At 63.0% G+C, this 18,754-nt stretch carries 19 protein-coding genes; 9 read left to right on the top strand and 10 right to left on the bottom strand.

The window, feature by feature from the left end; all coding sequences use genetic code 11:
* Positions 1-143 precede the first annotated feature (143 nt).
* The 3 genes from CHB90_RS12650 to CHB90_RS12660 all read left to right on the top strand — a co-directional run bounded on the left by CHB90_RS12650 (position 144) and on the right by CHB90_RS12660 (position 1,460).
* Entirely contained in the window at positions 144-569 is a 426-nt protein-coding gene (locus CHB90_RS12650; RefSeq protein WP_089278275.1) for a hypothetical protein, read from the top strand.
* The gene (locus CHB90_RS12655) at positions 566-979 is read left to right on the top strand and encodes a hypothetical protein (RefSeq protein WP_245823241.1); all 414 of its coding nucleotides are present in this window, start codon (positions 566-568) and stop codon (positions 977-979) included. The genes CHB90_RS12650 and CHB90_RS12655 overlap by 4 nt, the downstream gene beginning before the upstream one ends.
* A 292-nt stretch (positions 980-1,271) precedes the next feature.
* On the top strand, positions 1,272-1,460 hold the full coding sequence (locus tag CHB90_RS12660) for a hypothetical protein (protein WP_089278235.1): 189 nt from the start codon (positions 1,272-1,274) through the stop codon (positions 1,458-1,460).
* A gap of 58 nt (positions 1,461-1,518) precedes the next feature.
* Here the strand turns inward: CHB90_RS12660 and CHB90_RS12665 are convergent, their stop codons facing one another.
* Entirely contained in the window at positions 1,519-2,253 is a 735-nt protein-coding gene (locus CHB90_RS12665) for a Crp/Fnr family transcriptional regulator (RefSeq protein ID WP_089278236.1), read from the bottom strand.
* Between the two features lie 150 nt (positions 2,254-2,403).
* On the opposite strand from CHB90_RS12665, the gene CHB90_RS12670 reads away from it, so the two are divergent.
* From CHB90_RS12670 to groL, 3 genes are all read left to right on the top strand, one after another.
* Complete coding sequence (locus tag CHB90_RS12670) at positions 2,404-2,640, top strand: hypothetical protein (protein WP_089278237.1); 237 nt, start codon at positions 2,404-2,406, stop codon at positions 2,638-2,640.
* Positions 2,641-2,834: 194 nt separating this feature from the next.
* A complete protein-coding gene (locus CHB90_RS12675; protein WP_089278238.1) occupies positions 2,835-3,122 on the top strand; it encodes a co-chaperone GroES in 288 nt (95 codons plus the stop codon).
* A 43-nt stretch (positions 3,123-3,165) separates the two neighbouring features.
* Positions 3,166-4,803: a chaperonin GroEL gene (groL, locus tag CHB90_RS12680; protein ID WP_089278239.1), complete on the top strand. Its 1,638-nt coding sequence runs from the start codon at positions 3,166-3,168 to the stop codon at positions 4,801-4,803.
* A 377-nt stretch (positions 4,804-5,180) separates the two neighbouring features.
* Here the strand turns inward: groL and CHB90_RS12685 are convergent, their stop codons facing one another.
* The 9 genes from CHB90_RS12685 to CHB90_RS12725 form a co-directional block, all read right to left on the bottom strand.
* On the bottom strand, positions 5,181-6,608 hold the full coding sequence (locus tag CHB90_RS12685; protein WP_089278240.1) for an aldehyde dehydrogenase family protein: 1,428 nt from the start codon (positions 6,606-6,608) through the stop codon (positions 5,181-5,183).
* A gap of 12 nt (positions 6,609-6,620) precedes the next feature.
* Complete coding sequence (locus CHB90_RS12690; protein WP_089278241.1) at positions 6,621-8,123, bottom strand: sugar ABC transporter ATP-binding protein; 1,503 nt, start codon at positions 8,121-8,123, stop codon at positions 6,621-6,623.
* Positions 8,120-9,100, bottom strand: a complete 981-nt coding sequence (locus CHB90_RS12695; RefSeq protein WP_089278242.1) for an ABC transporter permease — start codon at positions 9,098-9,100, stop codon at positions 8,120-8,122. The genes CHB90_RS12690 and CHB90_RS12695 overlap by 4 nt, the downstream gene beginning before the upstream one ends.
* Before the next feature lie 57 nt (positions 9,101-9,157).
* Entirely contained in the window at positions 9,158-10,186 is a 1,029-nt protein-coding gene (locus tag CHB90_RS12700) for a sugar ABC transporter substrate-binding protein (RefSeq protein ID WP_089278243.1), read from the bottom strand.
* 36 nt (positions 10,187-10,222) lie between these two features.
* The gene (locus tag CHB90_RS12705) at positions 10,223-11,179 is read right to left on the bottom strand and encodes an ABC transporter permease (protein WP_089278244.1); all 957 of its coding nucleotides are present in this window, start codon (positions 11,177-11,179) and stop codon (positions 10,223-10,225) included.
* A 127-nt stretch (positions 11,180-11,306) separates the two neighbouring features.
* The gene (locus CHB90_RS12710) at positions 11,307-12,923 is read right to left on the bottom strand and encodes a GMC family oxidoreductase (protein WP_089278245.1); all 1,617 of its coding nucleotides are present in this window, start codon (positions 12,921-12,923) and stop codon (positions 11,307-11,309) included.
* Positions 12,920-13,942 (bottom strand): zinc-binding dehydrogenase, encoded by a 1,023-nt coding sequence (locus tag CHB90_RS12715; RefSeq protein ID WP_212591599.1) that lies wholly within the window; start codon positions 13,940-13,942, stop codon positions 12,920-12,922. Before CHB90_RS12715 ends, CHB90_RS12710 begins: the two co-directional genes overlap by 4 nt.
* Before the next feature lie 10 nt (positions 13,943-13,952).
* A complete protein-coding gene (locus tag CHB90_RS12720; RefSeq protein WP_089278247.1) occupies positions 13,953-14,666 on the bottom strand; it encodes an SDR family NAD(P)-dependent oxidoreductase in 714 nt (237 codons plus the stop codon).
* 3 nt (positions 14,667-14,669) lie between these two features.
* Entirely contained in the window at positions 14,670-15,782 is a 1,113-nt protein-coding gene (locus CHB90_RS12725; RefSeq protein ID WP_089278248.1) for a type 2 periplasmic-binding domain-containing protein, read from the bottom strand.
* A 160-nt stretch (positions 15,783-15,942) separates the two neighbouring features.
* Between CHB90_RS12725 and CHB90_RS12730 the strand changes: the two genes are divergently transcribed.
* From CHB90_RS12730 to CHB90_RS12740, 3 genes are read left to right on the top strand one after another with little or no spacing between them, the layout of a single operon-like run.
* Positions 15,943-16,938 (top strand): C4-dicarboxylate TRAP transporter substrate-binding protein, encoded by a 996-nt coding sequence (locus CHB90_RS12730; protein WP_245823242.1) that lies wholly within the window; start codon positions 15,943-15,945, stop codon positions 16,936-16,938.
* A 51-nt stretch (positions 16,939-16,989) separates the two neighbouring features.
* Complete coding sequence (locus CHB90_RS12735) at positions 16,990-17,472, top strand: TRAP transporter small permease (protein ID WP_089278249.1); 483 nt, start codon at positions 16,990-16,992, stop codon at positions 17,470-17,472.
* A complete protein-coding gene (locus CHB90_RS12740) occupies positions 17,469-18,749 on the top strand; it encodes a TRAP transporter large permease (protein ID WP_089278250.1) in 1,281 nt (426 codons plus the stop codon). The genes CHB90_RS12735 and CHB90_RS12740 overlap by 4 nt, the downstream gene beginning before the upstream one ends.
* The last annotated feature ends 5 nt before the right edge of the window (positions 18,750-18,754 follow it).

Consider the following 18,754-nt stretch of genomic DNA (forward strand, 5'->3'; position numbering starts at 1 on the left):
TTAGTCCCGGGCACCAAACAGGTTGCGAATGCCCTGGGGACAGTCGCAGACACTGACCTGTGTAAGCGCGCCGGAACTGACCTGCGCGTAGCCTTGGGGAAACGGGGACGATTTGCGTTCCTGCAACCAAGGAATGAATGACGATGGCCGAAGGCAAAATTCTCAACCCCAACCCGCCCGAGTTCGAGCGATTTCTCTATGCGTCGGTCGGCGAGGACCGGAACGGATATGTCGTGACGGTCCTCTCCACCCTCGCGCGGCTCGGCCTCGATCCATGGAAGGAAACCGCTGAACTTGTAGCGCTCGGACGCGACGGAGCGCGAGCGCGGTTGGGCACGCTGCTGGCACGATTTCGGGACGTTCCCACGCTCGCAAGCGATAACGGCAGGGTCGCACGAGACCTGAGCCAGTTGCTCCCCGAAGGCCAGGCGTCATTGGGTTTGAAGCGGGCTGTCACGTCGGTCGGCAACGGCCGCCTGGGCACTGGCAGCGCAATCTGGACAATACTGGCAATCATCTTCGTGCTGTTTCAGGTGTTGACGGCTGGCGGTTCGGGCTCAGGCGAATGACCGTTTCCACGAAGACCACAAAGACGCCGGATCATACGGCGCACAAGTCCGGAACCCTGTCGCCGCAGGAACAGAGTGTTCTCTGGGATATGGAGGAGCACTTCTGGACCAGCGGCGCGGACAATGTGCAGGCGACAACGGCAAGCAACGCCGTCATGATCTTTCCGTATCCTCCCAGCATCCTGCAGGGCGATCATATCTGGAACCACCTGAAAAAGAGAACCGGCTGGCGGACCGCCATCATGGCCGAACGGCGGGTGACGCGCTGTCGTGACATCGCCATTCTCACCTATCGGGTCTCGGCCGAGAAACCCGACGTCCCGATCTACAAGGCAATCTGCGCCTCGACATATCTGTTCGATGAAGACAAATGGCTGCGGCTCGCCCACCAGCAAACGACGGTGGCGTGACCTGCGCACGGTCACTGCATTTGCCGGGTCAGACGTCCGCGTGCCTTTTATCGTTCGACGCGCGGACCCCCTGATTGCCCTAGGCGCCGTCAATAATCCGCAGCAGCGCACGCCGAGGCTAACCTGCGTCAGTGCGGCGAGGCGCCGACACGGGTAGTGAGAGATGCGCCCGCCGAACATTTGGCGGCGCAGTTTTCCGAGTACCCGAGAAGCGTGCGGGCGTGCCGATCCCCAAAAGGTCGGCATGTTGGCGCGCTTCTTGTTCTCGGAACGTCCATGAAAGGACAATCCAATGACTCCCGAACAGAACAAGACTGCCGAGAAGATGACCTCCGTGAAGGCCACGTGGGACAAGGCGCCCGCTGGTCCGAAGAAGGATGCGGCGCTGAAGCATTACAAAGCCGCCGAAAAGGCGAACACGGCGAAGAACGACGCCGAGACCAACAAGGAACTCGATGCGGCGACCCACGCCCTCGCGTGACCGCCCGCGTCTGACGTGACATCCGGGGCCGCCCTCCAGGTAATGGAGGGCGGCCCTTTCATTTCAACAGCGGCCCCGATTGGTCCAGATATGCCGGATCGAACTCGGCAAGTTCCACCAGACCGCCATAGTCGTGAAACGTCACATGTCCGTCCCGAAAGGTCACCAGTCCACTCTCGCGAAGCTGCCGCAGAACGCGGTTCACATGGACCGCGCTCAACCCCAGCGTATCGGCGAGGTGATACTGCGTCAGCGGGCAGTCGAACCCGTCCTTGCCGCCCATGCCGACCAGCGCAAGCCTCGATCCCAGCTCCAGCAGGAAATGCGCCATGCGGGCGTCCGCATCACGCCGCCCGATCCCGACGAGATGCTCCACGACCATCGCCTCGTCCCTTGACGCCGCCCAGAGTATGGCAGTCGCCAGGCGAGGGGTCTGGGCAAACGCCTCCAGCAGGTCGCTCGTCAGCACTTCGGCAGCCTCGATGTCCACGATGGGCTCAAAACTGTGGTCCGAGGTGCGCAGTAGAACGCTCCGCAACCCCAGGAAATCCCCTGGGATCTGGAAATCCACTATCTGGCGCGTCCCGTCGGCCTGTAGCTTGTAGGAACAAACCCAACCCGCAGACAGAATATACGCAGCCCGCGCGGACTGGCCTTGATGTACCATATCCCGCCCCCCAACGAAGGATCGGCGACGCTGGTGCAATCGTTCAAGCACAGCAAGCTCGACCTCCGACAGCGCGACAAAGGCCGAGAGCTTGCGCGTAAGGGGGCTGTGTTCAATGGATTTCATGGGGCCTCCTGGCGCGTGGTGACCCAAAAGCGGAAATCGGCCCGGACACTGCTCTGGATCAGTCCAGCATAGCGAAGTTCCTGCGAAAAGTACGGATCAATTTGAACCTCAACTTCCCACAGGTGATGATGCACTGGAAGGAATACGGGCATGACCACGACGAGCGAGCACGCAGGCCAAGCCGCCCTATCGATCTGCGAGGCGCTTCTGCTTGCGTTGAATGATCGCGGACTGCTGCCGGAGCATGAGATCGTGGGCGTGCTTCGCGACGCAGCGGCGACCCATGAGAACGCCGTCGGCACCGAATTCGACACGGCAAATCACCGGGCCGTGGCAGATTTGATCAACGCGATCATCGCTGGCGGAAACTCGGTTCGTCGCTTGTGAAGTCGAGCGTCGACGGTGCGCCGGAACTTCTGTGGTTCCCGTTCGCGTCGAAGCGCAAAGATGTTCCTGAGGCGCTATTGTAGAACGCCTGCCGAGCCATCATTTCCATACAATTGGCACTCCGGTATGGCGAGTGCCAAAGCACCTCCGACCATCGCCATGCTCCCTTGGAAACACGAAGAAGGAGCACTTACGTGTCGTTCACTCCACTCCACGACCGGGTTCTCGTCCGCCGCATCGAAGGCGACGCGAAGACCTCAGGCGGGCTTATCATTCCCGACACCGCAAAAGAGAAGCCGCAGGAAGGTGAGATCGTCGCGGTCGGCGCCGGCGCCAAGGACGAGGATGGCGAGCGCATCGCCATGGATGTCAAGGCGGGCGACCGGATCCTGTTCGGAAAATGGTCAGGGACCGAAATCAAACTCGGTGGCGAAAATCTCATGATCATGAAGGAGAGCGACATTCTCGGCGTCATGGCCTGACTCCGAAATCGACGCCGAAATTTCATTCTCAGGAGCGACACCCATGTCCGCCAAAGACGTTAGATTCAGTACAGATGCCCGCGACCGCATGCTGAAAGGCATCAACACGCTGGCCAACGCCGTGAAGATCACCCTTGGACCCAAGGGCCGGAACGTCATCATCGACAAATCCTGGGGCGCGCCGCGCATCACCAAGGACGGTGTGACCGTCGCCGCGGAAATCGAGCTGTCCGACCATTTCGAGAACATGGGCGCGCAGATGGTCAAGCAGGTCGCGCAGCGCACCAATGAAGAGGCGGGCGACGGCACCACGACCGCAACCGTCCTCGCCCAAGCGATTGTCCGGGAGGGGATGAAGTCGGTCGCGGCCGGAATGAACCCGATGGATCTCAAGCGCGGGATCGACAGGGCCGTCGCTGCGGTTGTGGCCGAGATCAAGACCCTGTCCCGCCCCGTCGGCGACAGCGACGAGATCGCCAAGGTCGGCGCCATTTCAGCCAACGGAGAGGTCGCGATCGGTCGTCAGATCGCGGATGCGATGGCCAAGGTTGGCAATGAAGGCGTGATCACCGTCGAGGAAAACAAGGGACTGGAGACCGAAACCGACGTGGTCGAGGGCATGCAGTTCGACCGTGGCTATCTGAGCCCCTACTTCATCACGAACGCTCAGAAGATGGTCGTCGAGCTGCATGACTGCGTCATCCTGCTTCACGAAAAGAAGCTGTCGTCCCTTGCTTCCATGGTGCCGCTGCTGGAGGCAGTCATTCAGGCAGACAAGCAACTGCTGATCGTGGCCGAGGACATCGAGGGCGAGGCTCTGGCGACGCTGGTCGTCAACAAGCTGCGCGGCGGACTGAAGGTCGCGGCCGTCAAGGCGCCCGGCTTTGGCGACCGCCGCAAGGCGATGCTGGAAGACATTGCCGTGCTCACGGGCGGACAGGTGATTTCCGTAGAAATGGGCACCAAGCTGGAGAATGTCACGATGGACATGCTCGGCACGGCGAAGAAGGTCGCGATCACCAAGGATGACACGACGATCATCGACGGAGCCGGCGACAAGGGCGCGATCGCGGCGCGCGTCACCCAGATCCGGGCGCAGATCGAGGAGACCACGTCGGACTACGACAAGGAGAAGCTGCAGGAACGCCTGGCCAAGCTCGCCGGTGGCATTGCCGTGATCCGGGTCGGCGGGGCCACCGAGATTGAGGTGAAGGAGCGCAAGGACCGCGTGGACGATGCGCTGAACGCCACCCGCGCTGCGGTTCAGGAAGGTGTCGTGCCCGGTGGCGGCGTGGCCCTGGTTCATGCTGGCAAGGTGCTGGCGACGCTGAAGGGTGACAACAGCGATCAAGATGCCGGCATCAAGATCGTCCGCCGCGCGATCCAGGCGCCGCTGCGCCAGATTGCCGGAAATGCCGGCGTCGACGGATCGGTCGTTGTTGGCAAGGTGATCGAGAACGACAGCCCGACCTTCGGTTTCGACGCGCAGACAGAGGAATACGTCGACATGCTGAAGGCCGGCGTCATCGATCCGACGAAAGTCGTCCGGATCGCGCTCGAAAACGCCGCGTCCATTGCCGGGCTATTGATCACGACCGAAGCGATGGTCGCGCAAAAGCCCGAGAAGGCCGGTGCCGGCAGCGAAATGTCCGACATGGGTGGAATGGGCGGAATGATGTGAACGGCGGTGTCCCGCGGGCAGGAGCCCCGGGACACCAATCCACGGCGTTGATGGAAACAAACATCGATCCCTGCGTCCGAAAAACTCCGGGCCAGGAGGAAACAAATTGCCCATCCGCCTGAGAAATAAATTTCTCAGGCGTTCTGTGGCTTTTGATATTGCCAATGCTCAATACTGAGGTTTCGAGTGCTCCGCCCTTGGCTGAGCGGCTCAACCGGCCCTGACCAGAACTCCATGGCGGAGGACCGCGCTGCGCTGTGGCTTCACTGATTCGGCCGTTCGTGCATTGCGCAGGTTTTCATAGATTGAAGGGGCGATGTGCAGGACGCGCAGGCTGACGCCTTGAATGGTGGCAAACCGCCCGAAAGATACGGTTGCTAGTACGCCTGATACACCGTCCGCTTTTGTAAATAACCCTCGATGCCGTGCATCCCGTCCTCGCCGCCCAGCCCGGACAGCTTGTGGCCGTTGTGATACCCCTGCACCATCCCGGTTATCCCTGAGTTCAAAAAGATCGTCCCCGTTTCCAGCCGCTGGATCGCGTCCATGTAGATGCTGGGGTTTTGCGTCCACAGGTATGCGGACAGGCCGTCGGGGCGGGCGTTCGCCACGCGCAGCGCCTCTTCGTAATCCGCCACGCGCACCACCGGCAGCACCGGGCCAAAGATCTCTTCGCGCACCGCCGCCGTGTCTGGCGTGGCCCCTGTTAGCACGGTCGGTTCATACCAGTGGCCACCGCCCATCCCCTCGGGACGCTTGCCGCCAAGCGCAACCTTGGCCCCGCCTTCGACGGACTCGGCCACGATCCGCTCGACCCGCTCCAGCGCATCGGCGGTTGTGATCGGACCCATGCCGCCATTGGTCGCCGGATCACCCAGCTTTACCTTGGCCGCGTGTTCCAGCAACTTTTCGGTAAAGACATCGGCGACCGCCTCTTCGACCAGCACCGACTCGGAACAGATGCAGACCTGCCCGGCATTGGCGAACCGGGCCGTCACACAGGCCGCCGCCGCCTTGTCCAGATCGGCGTCCTTGAGCACGATGAAGGGCGCGGACCCGCCCAGTTCCAGCGATAGCGCGGTGATGTTCTGCGCCGAGGCGCGGGCAATCGCCTGCCCCGCCCGGATCGACCCGGTCAGGGTGATCATCCGCACCACCGGGCTTTCGACCAGCGGCGCGCCCACCTCGGCCCCGGTGCCGGTGACCATGTTGATGACCCCCGGCGGAACCCCCGCCTCTTGCACGATGCGGCAGAATACGGAGGCCGTGACCGGCGTCGCCTCATGCGGCTTGACGATCATGGTGTTGCCGGTGACCAGCGCCGGGGCAACCTTTCGCCCGATCAGCGCCAGGGGATAATTGTAGGCACACAGGCCCAGCGTCACCCCGTAAGGCACCTTGTAGATGAACAACTGCTCACGCGGGTTGTCAGAGGGCAATATATCGCCGCGCAACCGTCGCGCGGCCTCGGCGGAATAGGTCATATAGCGGATCGTGTCCGTGACCTCTCCGGCGGCTTCGGCACGGGGTTTGCCCTGCTCCTTGACCAGCAGGTCCTCGAACAGGTCGCGTTCGCGTTCGATCCCCTCGGCGATGCGGTACAGGTAGGCGGCGCGTTCCACAGGCGGCAGCATCATCCACTTTTTCTGCGCCCGCTGAGAGCTTTCCAATGCGCGCGCCACCTCTGCGCCCGTGCAGGCGGGCACCTCGGCCCAAACCTCGCCGGTGGCGGGATTGGTCACCTCCAGCCGGGCGCCATTCGACGCCTCGACCCATTCATTGTCGATGAAGCATTTGTAGAACACGGGGGATTTCCTTCAGGTCGTGTGACCGGCCCCGGCCATGTCGGCCAGCATCCGGTCCTTGTCGAAATGCGGATAGGCGTACTCGTGGATCGTCGCGCCCTGGTACATCGTCAGCACGCGGTCGCCCAACATCAGCACCTCGTCGATTTCATAAGACAGGATCAGGATGCCGACGCCGCGTCCGGCCAGATCCTCGATGATCCGGTAGATGTCGGCCTTGGCATGCACGTCGATGCCGCGCGTCGGTTCCAGCAGGATCAGCAGTTTCAGATCCTCGTCCAGCCAGCGCGAGAAACAGATCTTTTGCTTGTTGCCGCCGGACAAAAAGCGGATCTCCTGATCCGGTGAGGATGTCTTGGTCGAGGTGTCGCGGATCGCCTTGGCAACGATACTGTCCACCCGCGCGCCGTCGATCAGCCCGCCTTTCAGCGTTTTCTCAAGGAACGGCAGCGCGATGTTGTCGCGCACCGACAGCGGCGGCAGGATGCCGTTCTTGTCGCGGTTTTCGGTGACAAGACCCATGCCCTCGCGCACCGCCACGGCAGGGCCGCGCCCCGGTTTCAGGGTCTTGTCCAGATAGCGGACCTCACCGCCATAGCCCGCGTCCAGACCGAATATCGCCTTGGCCAGTTCCGGCGCACCGCACCCGCGCAGGCCAGTCAGCACAACGATCTCGCCCTCATGCACGCCCAGCGTCACGCCGTCGTAATTGCCGGGGCTGCTCAGCCCGTCGACCGACAGCACCACCTTGCCGGTGATCTGCTTGTGCGGCTTGACGAACTGGTCCAGCTCTGCCCCGGTCATCGACTTGATGACGTGATCCTCCGAGGTTTCGGCAATGCGTTCGGACAGGACGATCACCCCGTCGCGCATCACCGTCACATCTTCGGCAATGCCAAAGATCTCTGGCATGTGGTGAGAGATATAGATGATGGCGATCCCCTCGGCCTTCATCCGGCGGATGAAGTCGAACAGCATTTCCTTGTCTTCCTCGGACAGGGCCGAGGTCGGTTCGTCCATCACGATCAGCCAGGCGTCGGACATCAGCGCGCGGATGATCTCGACGATCTGTTTCTCGCCCGAGTTCAGTTCACGCACCGGCCTGTGCGGGTCCAGCGCCAACCCGAACCGGTCCAGCTGGGCACGCACCTGCCGGGCCATTTCCGCCTTGTTCATGAAAGGCGTGCCCTTGTGGCGGATTTCCTTGCCCAGAAAGATGTTGCCCGCCACGGTCAACTCACCGATCAGCGACAGTTCCTGGTGGATCATCGCGATGCCGTGCCGACCGGCGTCGGCAGGGGCGGCAATTTCGACCGGGGTGTTGTTGATGCGGATCTCACCCTCATCGCGCTGGTAGACACCGCCGAGGATCTTCATCAGCGTCGACTTGCCAGCGCCGTTCAGCCCGACCAGCGCGTGCACCTCCCCTGCCGTGCAGGAGAAATTGACGTCATCAAGGGCGCGGGTGGCAAAGAAACTCTTGCCGATGCCCAGCATGTCCAGACGTTCGGTCATTGTGCCTGCCTCCGCTGTACGAGGGTATCCAGCAGCACCACACCCAGCAGGATCAGACCCTTGATGAGGCTTTGCAGGTAGGGGTTGGTGCCCGTCAGGACGAGCCCGTTGATGATGATGCCATACAGCAGCACGCCAAGGATCGTGCCCAGCAGACGCCCCCGCCCGCCGAACAGCGATGTGCCGCCAAGGATCACCGCCGTGATGGCATCGAACTCCAGGTACAGACCCGTCCACGGCTGACCCGAAGAGACGCGGCCCACGGTGATGATCGCCGACAGGCCCGCCAGCGCGCCGGACAGGACATAGACCCAGACCAGCGTGCGTTCCGGCCTGCGTCCCAGCACAAAGGCGGTGTTGATGTTCGATCCCGCCGCATAGACGTCGCGGCCGAAAGTCGACCTGTAAAGGACCAGCGACAGCGCCACGAAAACCAGCGCGACAAAGGGGATCACGACGGGAATGCTGCCCCAGCTTTGTCCACCCAACCAAAGAAAGGTTGTGTTGGATACATTGATGGAATTCGCGTCGTAGATCACCAGTGCCAGACCGCGCGCCAGCGCAAAGGTGGCCAGGGAGACCATGAAGGCCGACAGCCGCAATCGACCGATGAAAACACCGTTCACCGCACCGATGGCCATGCCCGCCAGGATCGCCGCAGCGAACCCCAAGGGCGCGCTGCCGGTGGTGGTCAGGGTGATCACCCCCACCCCGCCGGAAAAGGCGACGTTAGAGCCCACGCTGAGGTCGATCCCGCCAGTCAGCATGATGAACGTCATGCCCATGGACACAAGGAACAGAACCGCGATCGAGCGGAGCAGGATGCCGAGATTGGCAAGCGAATAGAAATTGTCGTTGGCGATGCTGAACCCGACCGAGGCGATCACGATGAGCCCGATCAGCACAAGATAGCGCTGGGTCAGGCTGTCCATCGCCTTGCGGGGGCGCGGGGGCGCTGCGGCCGTGGTTGTGGTCATGGCACTCTTTCCGGAAAAATGGGGCGGCAGCGGCAAGGCCACCGCCGCCCGCCTGCCTTACTTGACCGAGTCGGGGCCAAATTCGAGATAGCCTTTCGCGGCCACGTCCAGCGCCTGATCGACGTAGTAGACCTGCACATCCTCGGGGAACCCGTTGGCCAATGCCACCTTGTGGTTCTCTTCGGTCAGCACCAACGGCGTGAAGAAATCATAGACCTTGTCCGGGGTCTCGCCCTTGTGGATGCGATAGGCCATCTGGACAAAGTTCCAGCCCTCCCGCGTGCCCGACAACAGGATATCGGCCTTGACCGATCCGTCAGTCATCTGCTGCAGGATCGGGATGTCGCCGTCATAGCCGTAGAAATCAAGCTCCCGACCGCCGTTCATGGCAATGGCGATGGAGGGATACATGTAGCCATCGGTCACCCCGGAAATGGCGTTCAGGTCCGGGTACTGGGTCAGCCAGTTTTCCGCAATGGACTGCGCCTTGACGGTGTCCCAGTCGGCGGGCTGTTCGGCCACGACCTCGACGTTGTCACATGCCGCGATGCCCTTCAGGATGCCTTCGTGGCGCGCCTCGCCCGACGGGTTGCCCGCCTGACCCAGCATGATGGCCACCTTGTAGGGTTCACCACCCGACAGGGCGCACATGGCCAGACCCTGATTGGTGCCGTTCACCACGTCCCCAAGGGTAAAGCTGTAATCGGCGCTGTCCATCGGCGAGTGAACGGCGATCCATGTGATCCCCGCCTCTTGCGCCTTGGCGACCAGCGGCTCGAACGCATCGACGTTGATGGCGTTGACGAACATCACGTCCGGGCCTTCGTTGATCGTCACCTCGGTCTGCTGGATCATCTTTTCCAGCGACCCTTCGGCCGACAGCCAGCGGCCCGTCACCTTGACGTCGTCAAACGCCTCGTCGTAGGCCTTGATCGCGTCCTCGAAGCCGCTCAGCCATGCGACGTGATAGGGCGCGACGTGGCCGTCGTTGATGAACACGATGTCCAGCGTGTCATCCGCCGCAAGAACCGGCGCGCCAAACATGGCCAGCGCCGTTGCGGCCATAAGTCCTGTCTTGAGTTTCATGGGTCAGTCTCCTCCGTGTTGAATTTCTGTGGCGCGTCAGTGCGCCTCGACCTGGCGGGACTGCCAGAGGATCCAGTTGGCCCCCAGCGCCGCCAGGATCACCGCGCCCTTGAACACCTGGTGCCAGACGTCCTCGACGTTCAGCAGGTTCAGGGCGTTGTTGATGATGCCGATGAACAGCAGCCCCCAGAAGGCGCCGCCGATGGTGCCGCGCCCGCCCAGGATCAACGTGCCGCCGATGATGATCGCGGCGATCCCGTCCAGCAGCAGCCCGTTGCCATCCAGCCCCGGCTGCACAAAGCCCATGCGGGTCGACAGCATGATCCCGGCAAATCCGCTGCACAGGGCAGAGAACATGAAGACCCCGATCTTGACCCGGTCCACGTTCACACCGGCCAACCGGGCATTTTCCTCGGAGTTGCCCACGGCGATCACCGCAGCGCCCCAGCGCGTGTGGTTGTAGACCACCCAGGCCAGCGCAAAGAGCGCGACAAGGAACAGGAAGGACCAGTAGAGCCCCATGAACTTTTCCGCCCCGACAAAGCGGAAAAAGCCGCCCATCAGGAAAATCTGTTGCCCGCGCGGGATGATCAGGCCGGACAGGCCCTGTGCGCAGAACAGCATCGAGAGGGTGACGATAAAGGCGGGCAGCTTCAGCTTGGCCACCAGCATCCCGTTGAAGAACCCCAGCGCCAGTGAGCAGACGATCACCGCCACGATCCCCAGTGCCACGCCCCCGGTCATGCCAAAGAACACTCCCAGCACGATAGCGAACAGCACCGATCCCATGCCCATCGACAGGTCGATGTTGCCGGACAGGACGACAAAGAACTGCCCCAGCGCGATCAGCCCGATGGGCACAATCTGACGTGAGATGGCCGACATGTTGTCAAGGCTCAGGAAACGCGGGCTGATCATGTAAAAGACCAGGCACAGGGCCAGAGTGACAAAGATGATGTTCTTTTCCCGCATCAGGCGCGACAGGTCAGGCATAGTGTCCTCGGATCATTTTGGTCGTACCAAAGTTAAGGCATTCGGCAGAGATTCGGCGCCTTTGTCAAGATTAACTGCAAAATTTCTGAGTTCGGTCTTACGATTCTCTTGCTTTGGAATGCTCAAACTAGAGCCACCCCAAGACCATATCGGCGCAGCGGTCCCCCAGGACCATCGCGGGTGCATTGGTGTTTCCGGCCGGGATCTCCGGCACGGCAGACATGTCGCAGACCCTCAGACCCGCGATACCGCGCACCCGCATCCTCGCGTCCAGCACCGCCAGCGGATCGCCCTCGGCCCCCATCTTGGCGGTGCCTGCGGGGTGAAAGTTGGTCTTGACCACTTTGCGGCAATGATCCTCCAGCGCGGCATCCGACCACTCTGTTGGTGCGACCACCTCGGCCACCCGATCGGCCAGCGGCGCGGTGCGCATGGTCTGACCAAAATAACGCAATCCCTTGATCATCTCGGCCATGTCTGCCGGATCGGACAGAAAGTTGGGGTTCACCACGGGCATCGCGTCCGGATCGGCAGAGGCAAGGCTCACCGTCCCGGTCGACCGCGGTTTCAACAGCACCATCTGGATCGACACGCCGTGGCTTTCGCGGATGGTCTTGGCCTGCTCGGGGTTCAGGTACATCACCGGGATGCAATAGGCCTCATGCGTCGGCAGTGCCTCGGGGTCGGTCGGGTTGACGAAACAGGCCGCCTCCAGCCCCGTGGTGGTGATCCGCCCGCGACCGAACAGTTTGAATTCCAGCCCGTTGCGCAGCATGTTCCAGCCGCGATCCTGCCCGAAATACCCATATGGCCCGTTGGCCCGCGCCACGATCGACACATCCGGGTGATCCTGCAGGTTCTGCCCGACGCCGGGCAGATCGGCGACCACCTCGATCCCATGTTCGCGCAGATGCTCCGCCGGGCCGATCCCCGACAGCATCAACAGCTTGGGCGTGACGAAGGCACCCGCGGACAGCAGGATTTCACCGCCTGTCCGCGCCTCGTGCTCTGCGCCCTTGGCATCGCGCCAGACAACGCCCACCGCGCGGCCGTTTTCGATCACCACCCGGCGCACCCGCGATTGCAGCCTGATTGTCAGGTTCGGGTTGTCTTTGAGCGGGTCGAGAAAGGCATAGGCCGCCGAAACGCGCTGGCCCTGATCATAGGTAAACTGGAAATAGCCCGCCCCGCGCTGGGTGCGCCCATTGAAATCCGGGTTGAACGGCTCGCCCTGCGCCTGCAACGCCTGCACGAACCAGCGCGCCATGTCATCGACATGGCCGGGGTCCGACACCACCAAAGGTCCGTCGCAGCCGTGCAGATCGTCATTGAACTTGCGGTTGCCTTCCAACCGCTTGAAATGCGGCAGCACGTCGTCCCAGGCCCAGCTGACACCGTCATTGCCGCCGCGCAGCACCTCGTGCCACGCATCGTAGTCCTGCGGCCGCCCGCGCACATAGGCCTGCCCGTTCACCGTCGATCCACCGCCAAGGACATTGCCCTGCGGGATCTCTGTCTGCCGTCCACCCAGTTGCGGCTGCGGCGTCGTCTTGTGGGTCTGAAAGTACTTCGATCCGTTCTTGAGCAGCTTGAACACCCCCGGCGGCATGTCCAGCAGCGGGTGCCGGTGGTGGTGCCCGCCCTCCAGCAACAGCACCTTTGCGCCGCCCTCAACCAGCCGCGCCGCCGCCACCGCCCCGGCAGAACCGCCACCGACGACGATATGATCGTAGGTCCGGGTCATGCCTCCGGCCCCAGCAACAAGATCTTGCCAAAGGCCCCGCCCGCCGCCATCGCGGCCAGCGCCTCCCCTGCCCTGTCCAGCGGGTAGGTCGCCGCCGTCAGCGCGTCGAAGTTGACCGCACCGGATTCGACCAGTTGCACCGCCTCTTCGAATTCGCGGTTGAACTGGAACGAACCGACAATCTCGATTTCCTTGAGCATGATCAGGTGCAGCATCACCTGCGCCTCGCGCAGCTGGATGTTGGACAGGATCGACACCCTCCCCTTGGGCCGCACCGCCTTCAGCGCGGTGTTGAACGCCGGGATCGCGCCCGAGGCCTCGACCACCACGTCGAACCGTTTCTCGATCTCACCCTCGTCAAACTGGCCTATGACCAGCCCGGTCTCTGCCCCCGCTTTCAGCGCGACCTCGACCGCCCCCGCCCGCAGGTCCAGCGCCGTCACATGCGCGCCGCGCGCCGCAGCCCCCGCAATCGCCAGCAGGCCCATCGGCCCGCAGCCCGTCACCAACACCTGTTGGCCCGCACAAACGCCGCCCTTGTTCAAAGAGTGCAAGGCGCAGGCCATCGGCTCGGCAAAGGTCAGGTGGCGCGGGTTCACCCCGTCCGCCACCGGGCGGCAGCACCGCGCCGGATGGTCGATCACCTCACGAAAGAACCCGTCCAGATGCGGCACGGTCGTCGCCGAGCCGGGAAATTTCTTGGCGGTACAGAGATTTTCCTCGCCCCGCTGACACGGCGCACATTCCCCGCAGTTCATGATCGGGTTCAGCGCCACCAACTGCCCCTCGCGCAGATCAGACCCATTCGGATCGACAACATAGGCACAGGCCTCATGGCCCAGCGTCACCGGGTTTTGCAGCTGAAAGCCGGCGTTGGCGAAATGCGCGTAGTAATGCAGGTCGGTGCCGCACAGGCTGGCCACGGCAAGACGCAGCCGCGCGTGGCCTTCGGGGATCGGCCCCAACCGCTGCGGCAAGGTTTCAACGGTCTGCGCGGCGGTCAGTTTTGTCTGAAGCATGGTCATCCTTTCAGAACCCCACCGCATAGCCGCCGTCGACCGGCAGGTTGACGCCGTTCACATAGGCGGCGCGGTCAGAGGCAAGGTAGAAAACGGCATCGGCCACATCCTGCGGCGTGCCAAAGGCGTGCGAGGGAATCCGCCCCTCGATCTTGTCGCGTCGCGCAGGATCCTTGGCCAGGATCGCGCGGGTCATGTCGGTTTCGATAAAGCCGGGGGACACCGCGTTGCAGCGGATGCCAAAGGGCGCGGCATCCACCGCGACAGAGCGGGTCAGCCCGACAACCGCCGTCTTGGCGGTGACATAGGCGGCGGCAGAGGGCAGCGCCATGATCCCGCCCATCGAGGCGATATTGACCACGGCGCCGCCGGTCTCGCGGTGCAGGTCCACATAGCGCCCGCAGGCCGCGAACATGGCGCGCACATTGATGTCCAGCACCCGGTCCAGCTCATCCGGGGCCACGTCCCAGATCGGTTTCTTCAGATGCACACCGGCGTTGTTGACCAGTGCCGCGATCGTCCCGACACGCCCATGCAGCGCTCCCAGCCAGTCGGCCGCGCGATCCGCCGCGAGGTCGCATTCCACGAACTGCGCCCCCTCTGCGCTGTCCACGTCTCCCCGGCTGCGGGCGACGACAAACACGTCGAACCCCGCCTCCAGAAAGCGGCGCGACTGCGCAAGGCCCAGCCCCTTGTTTCCCCCGGTGATGACAGCGACGGGCATGGCTCAGGCCTCCTGCAGATGATGTTGGTAAAGCGTGTCGATCCGCGACAGGAACGCGTCCTCGGGGATCGCCTTGCGAAAGAACTCGGGCATGATCGCGCAGACCTCGTCGACAAAGCCCAGAAACCAGGGCGCGCGCGGCCGGGTCCATGCGTTGTCGATGGTGTGAAACCCACCTTTGAAAAAACCAGCCGCATAAGGATTGCCCGCCTGCCCCAGCCATGTATGCCGGTTCGCGGGCTGGCCGTTGTTGCTCAGGTAGACGCCCGACTGCACCGGCTCTGACGAGATCCACTGCGCGAATTTCACGGCCTCCTCGGGGGCGCGGGTGCGGGCGGATACACCGATCCCCGCCCCCCCAAGGATTGCGCGCGGCAGGGAGGAGCCCGCGCACAATGGAAGATCGAAATAGCTTACCGGATGCGGGCGAAAGCCGGGCCGCGCGTAATTCACATAGCCAAACAGGCAGGGCGAACAGGCGAAATCGTCGCTTGTGCTCAGGGTCTCCAGCACCCGGATCGGGTTCATGTCGACCTGCTCATCGGGGCCAAGAGAGTACAGCGCCCGCAGCACGCGCAGCGCATATTCCCCGTTCTCCGGCGACACGAAATGCCGTCCGTCGCGCGGCATATCCTCTTCGCCCCGTCCCGCGACCAGCGTCATCAGCATGTCAAAGGCATCGACCGGCAACAGCGGCGTCAGCGGGCGGAACTGCGCGGCGTCTGCGTCCAGGAAATCCTCCCAGAGCTTTGGCAGAGGCATGCCCATATCGGGCCTGTGGGCCGCCATCTGGCAGGCCGCGTCCAGCGCATAGGCCCAGCACTGTCCTTGCCACAGATAGCTTTCCGCCGATCCCCCCAGTGACGCAGAGGCATCGCTTGGCGCGGGCAACGGCAACAGTGCGCCGGTTTCTGCGATCTGCCCCACATGCGGATGGTCCAGCACGATGAAATCGTAGCGTTCGGCCAAATCGGCAATCGGCGCGTCGGCAAAAGCCTGCAAGGACCGCTTGTCCCAAGTGATCTTAACCCCCGCCTCCGCCGCGTAGGCGCTGGAGGCGGCCACCACAGGATCAAACCCGCGTGGATGGTCCCAGGTCATGCCTGTCAGCTTCATGTGGCCTCCTCCCGATTCTGGCGATGTCGGCCACACTGCCTCCCGGCTCTGCTATTTTCAAGTATCAAAATTATTTTGACATATGGAAATGACATGATACCCCAAGAGATGCCGCCAGGGACCGATGTGAGTCCCGGCTGCCAACTCGATGGAGGAGGACATGATGACCTTTCGAACCGGCCCCTGCGGCCGCCTGATCGCCGCTGCGCTGCTCGCGCTGACGCCGCTGACCGCCCAAGCTGCCGATTTCACCTTTCGGCTTGCCCATGTGACGTCGGACAAGGAACCGATCCAGCAGGCGATGGAACGCTTTGCCAGCGCCGTCGCAACCCGCACCGACGGCGCTGTCGACATCCCGATTTTCCCCAATGCGCAGCTGGGGTCGAACCCGGAAGTGTTCGAACAGATCCGCGCCGGTGCGCCGGTGATCTCGATCTCGGACCCCGGCTACCTATCTGATTTCGTGGCCGATTTCGGCGTTCTAGGCGGGCCCTACCTGATGGATGATCCCCGCGATTTCGCCAAGATCGTCGAAAGCGACCTGTATGCCGATCTCAAGAACCGGCTGCGCGAAGAGGCGGGGATTGAACTGCTGTCCCTGAACTGGCTGTTCGGCTCGCGGCACATGCTTGCGGACAAGGCAATCTCCAGCCCGGCGGACACCAAGGGCATGACCTTTCGCACCCCGCCGAACATCATGTGGGTCGAAACCTTTGACGCCATGGGCGCACGCCCGACGCAGGTCGCCTGGGGAGAGGTCTATTCCGCACTGTCGTCCGGCGTGGTCGACGGGGCAGAGGCCCCCCTGCCCTCGATCTACGGTGCCAAGCTGCACGAGACCAAAAAGACGATCTCGCTGACCGGCCATTTCAAAGGCTTCACCGGGCTGATGATGAACGCAGAGCTATACGCCTCCCTGCCCGAGGACGTGCAACAGGCGCTATCGGAAGAGGCGCTTTCCGCCGGGGTCTACATGACCGACCTGATGCTGAACTCGCAAGAGGAATGGATCGCCAAGCTGGAATCCGAAGGCGTGACCTTCAACCGCGACGTGGACATCCCCGCCTTTCAGGAGGCCACCGCCGGGGTCTACACCAAGTTCCCCGACTGGTCCGACGGCCTGTATGACCGCGTCCGCGCGATCCTCGACAACTGAACCGGACCCGTCCGGGCGCAGCGCCGCGCCCGGACCGCAGGAGACCCCGACATGAACGCAATCGCCACATGGGCGCGCCGGGCCGAACGGCTGGTGTCCTTTGCCGCCCTCGCCGCGCTGACCGGATCGGTGCTGTGGGGCGTCCTGACCCGCTACGGGACAGAAAAACCCGCAGTCTGGACGACGGAACTGTCGGGGATCCTGTTCACATGGGTCGTCTATATCGGTGCCATGACCGCCCACCGCGAAGGCCGCCATATCCGCGTCAGCCTGCTGGTCGATCTGCTGCCCCCTGCCCTGCGACGCGCCGTCATGCTGTTTGCCGACGCCAGCGTGCTGGCCTTTCTGGCCTACGTCACATGGCTCAGCTTTCTGATGATGCAAAAAGGCGCCACCCGCCCCTCGCCCGTGCTGGATATTCCGTTTTCATGGGTCTACCTCGCGACGGTCATCGCCTTTGCCGGCATGACCATCAGCCAGACAGTCCGCCTGTTGGACCGCGCAACGGCCGAACACCCGGAGGACGTGCTATGAGCCTCGCCCCCGTTCTGATCCTGCTGTTCGGCATCGCCATCGGCATTCCCGTCGCCATGGCCATCGGCATGGCCGCGCTGTCGTTTTTTCTGCTGTCGGGCGCCATGCCGCCAGAGATCTTTGTCCAGCGCATGGTTGCCGTCACCCATTCCTTTCCACTGCTGGCGGTGCCGTTGTTCGTGATGACCGGCGTCGTGATGAACTATGCCGGTATCACCCGCCGCATGATGGGCTTTGCCGAGGCCATGACCGGCCATTGGAAAGGTGGGCTGGCGCAGGTCAACGTCCTGCTGTCGACGCTGATGGGCGGCGTGTCCGGCTCAGCCAACGCCGACGCCGCCATGCAGTCCAAGGTGCTGGTGCCGGAAATGACCCGCCGCGGCTATGACCTTGCCTTTTCCAGCGCGGTCACCGCCTCGTCCTCGATCATCTCGGTCATCATCCCACCGGGGATCGGGCTGATCCTCTATGGCTTCATGGGGGATGTTTCCATCGGGCGGCTGTTCCTTGCGGGGATCGTGCCGGGCGTGGTGATCTGCGCCGCCATGATGGTCGCCGTGGCGATCCGGGCGCGCCAGCTGGGCCTGCAACCGGCCTTTGACCACCCGATGCCCTGGGCGGGCCGCGCCCACGCCTTTCGCGGCGCCTTTCTTGCCCTGCTGGTGCCCGTCGGCATCGTGCTGGGCATCCGTCTGGGGTTCTTTACCCCGACAGAGGCGGGCGCGATGGCCGTCCTGTTCGCGATCATCGTCGGGCTGATCCACGGCGACCTGCGCCTTGCCCATATCCGCCCCATCCTTGAACAGACCATGCAGGCGACCGCCGTGATCCTGCTGGTGATCTGCGCCGCCAATGCCTTTGGCTTTTACATGACGTGGGAGCGTATCCCCGCGCAGGTGGCCGAGGTCATGCTGTCGCTGACCTCTGAACCGCTGCTGCTGCTGTTGATCATCAACTTGCTGCTGATCATCGCGGGCATGTTCATCGAAGGCTCTGCCGCGCTGATCCTGCTGACGCCGATCCTTGTGCCCGTCATAACCAAGCTGGGCGTCGATCCGGTACATTTCGGCATCGTCATGGTGTTCAACCTGACCATCGCCGGGGTCACGCCGCCCCTTGGCACGCTGATGTTCACCACCTGCATGATCACCGGCACGCCAATCGGCAAATTCATCCGGGCCTCGCTGCCGTTTTACATCGTCCTCTTCGGGATGCTGATCGTGCTGACCTATGTGCCGCAGCTTTCGCTCTGGCTGCCCAACCTGCAATTTGACTGAGGCCC

The sequence above is a fragment of the Antarctobacter heliothermus genome, assembly GCF_900188425.1.
GTDB lineage: Bacteria > Pseudomonadota > Alphaproteobacteria > Rhodobacterales > Rhodobacteraceae > Antarctobacter > Antarctobacter heliothermus.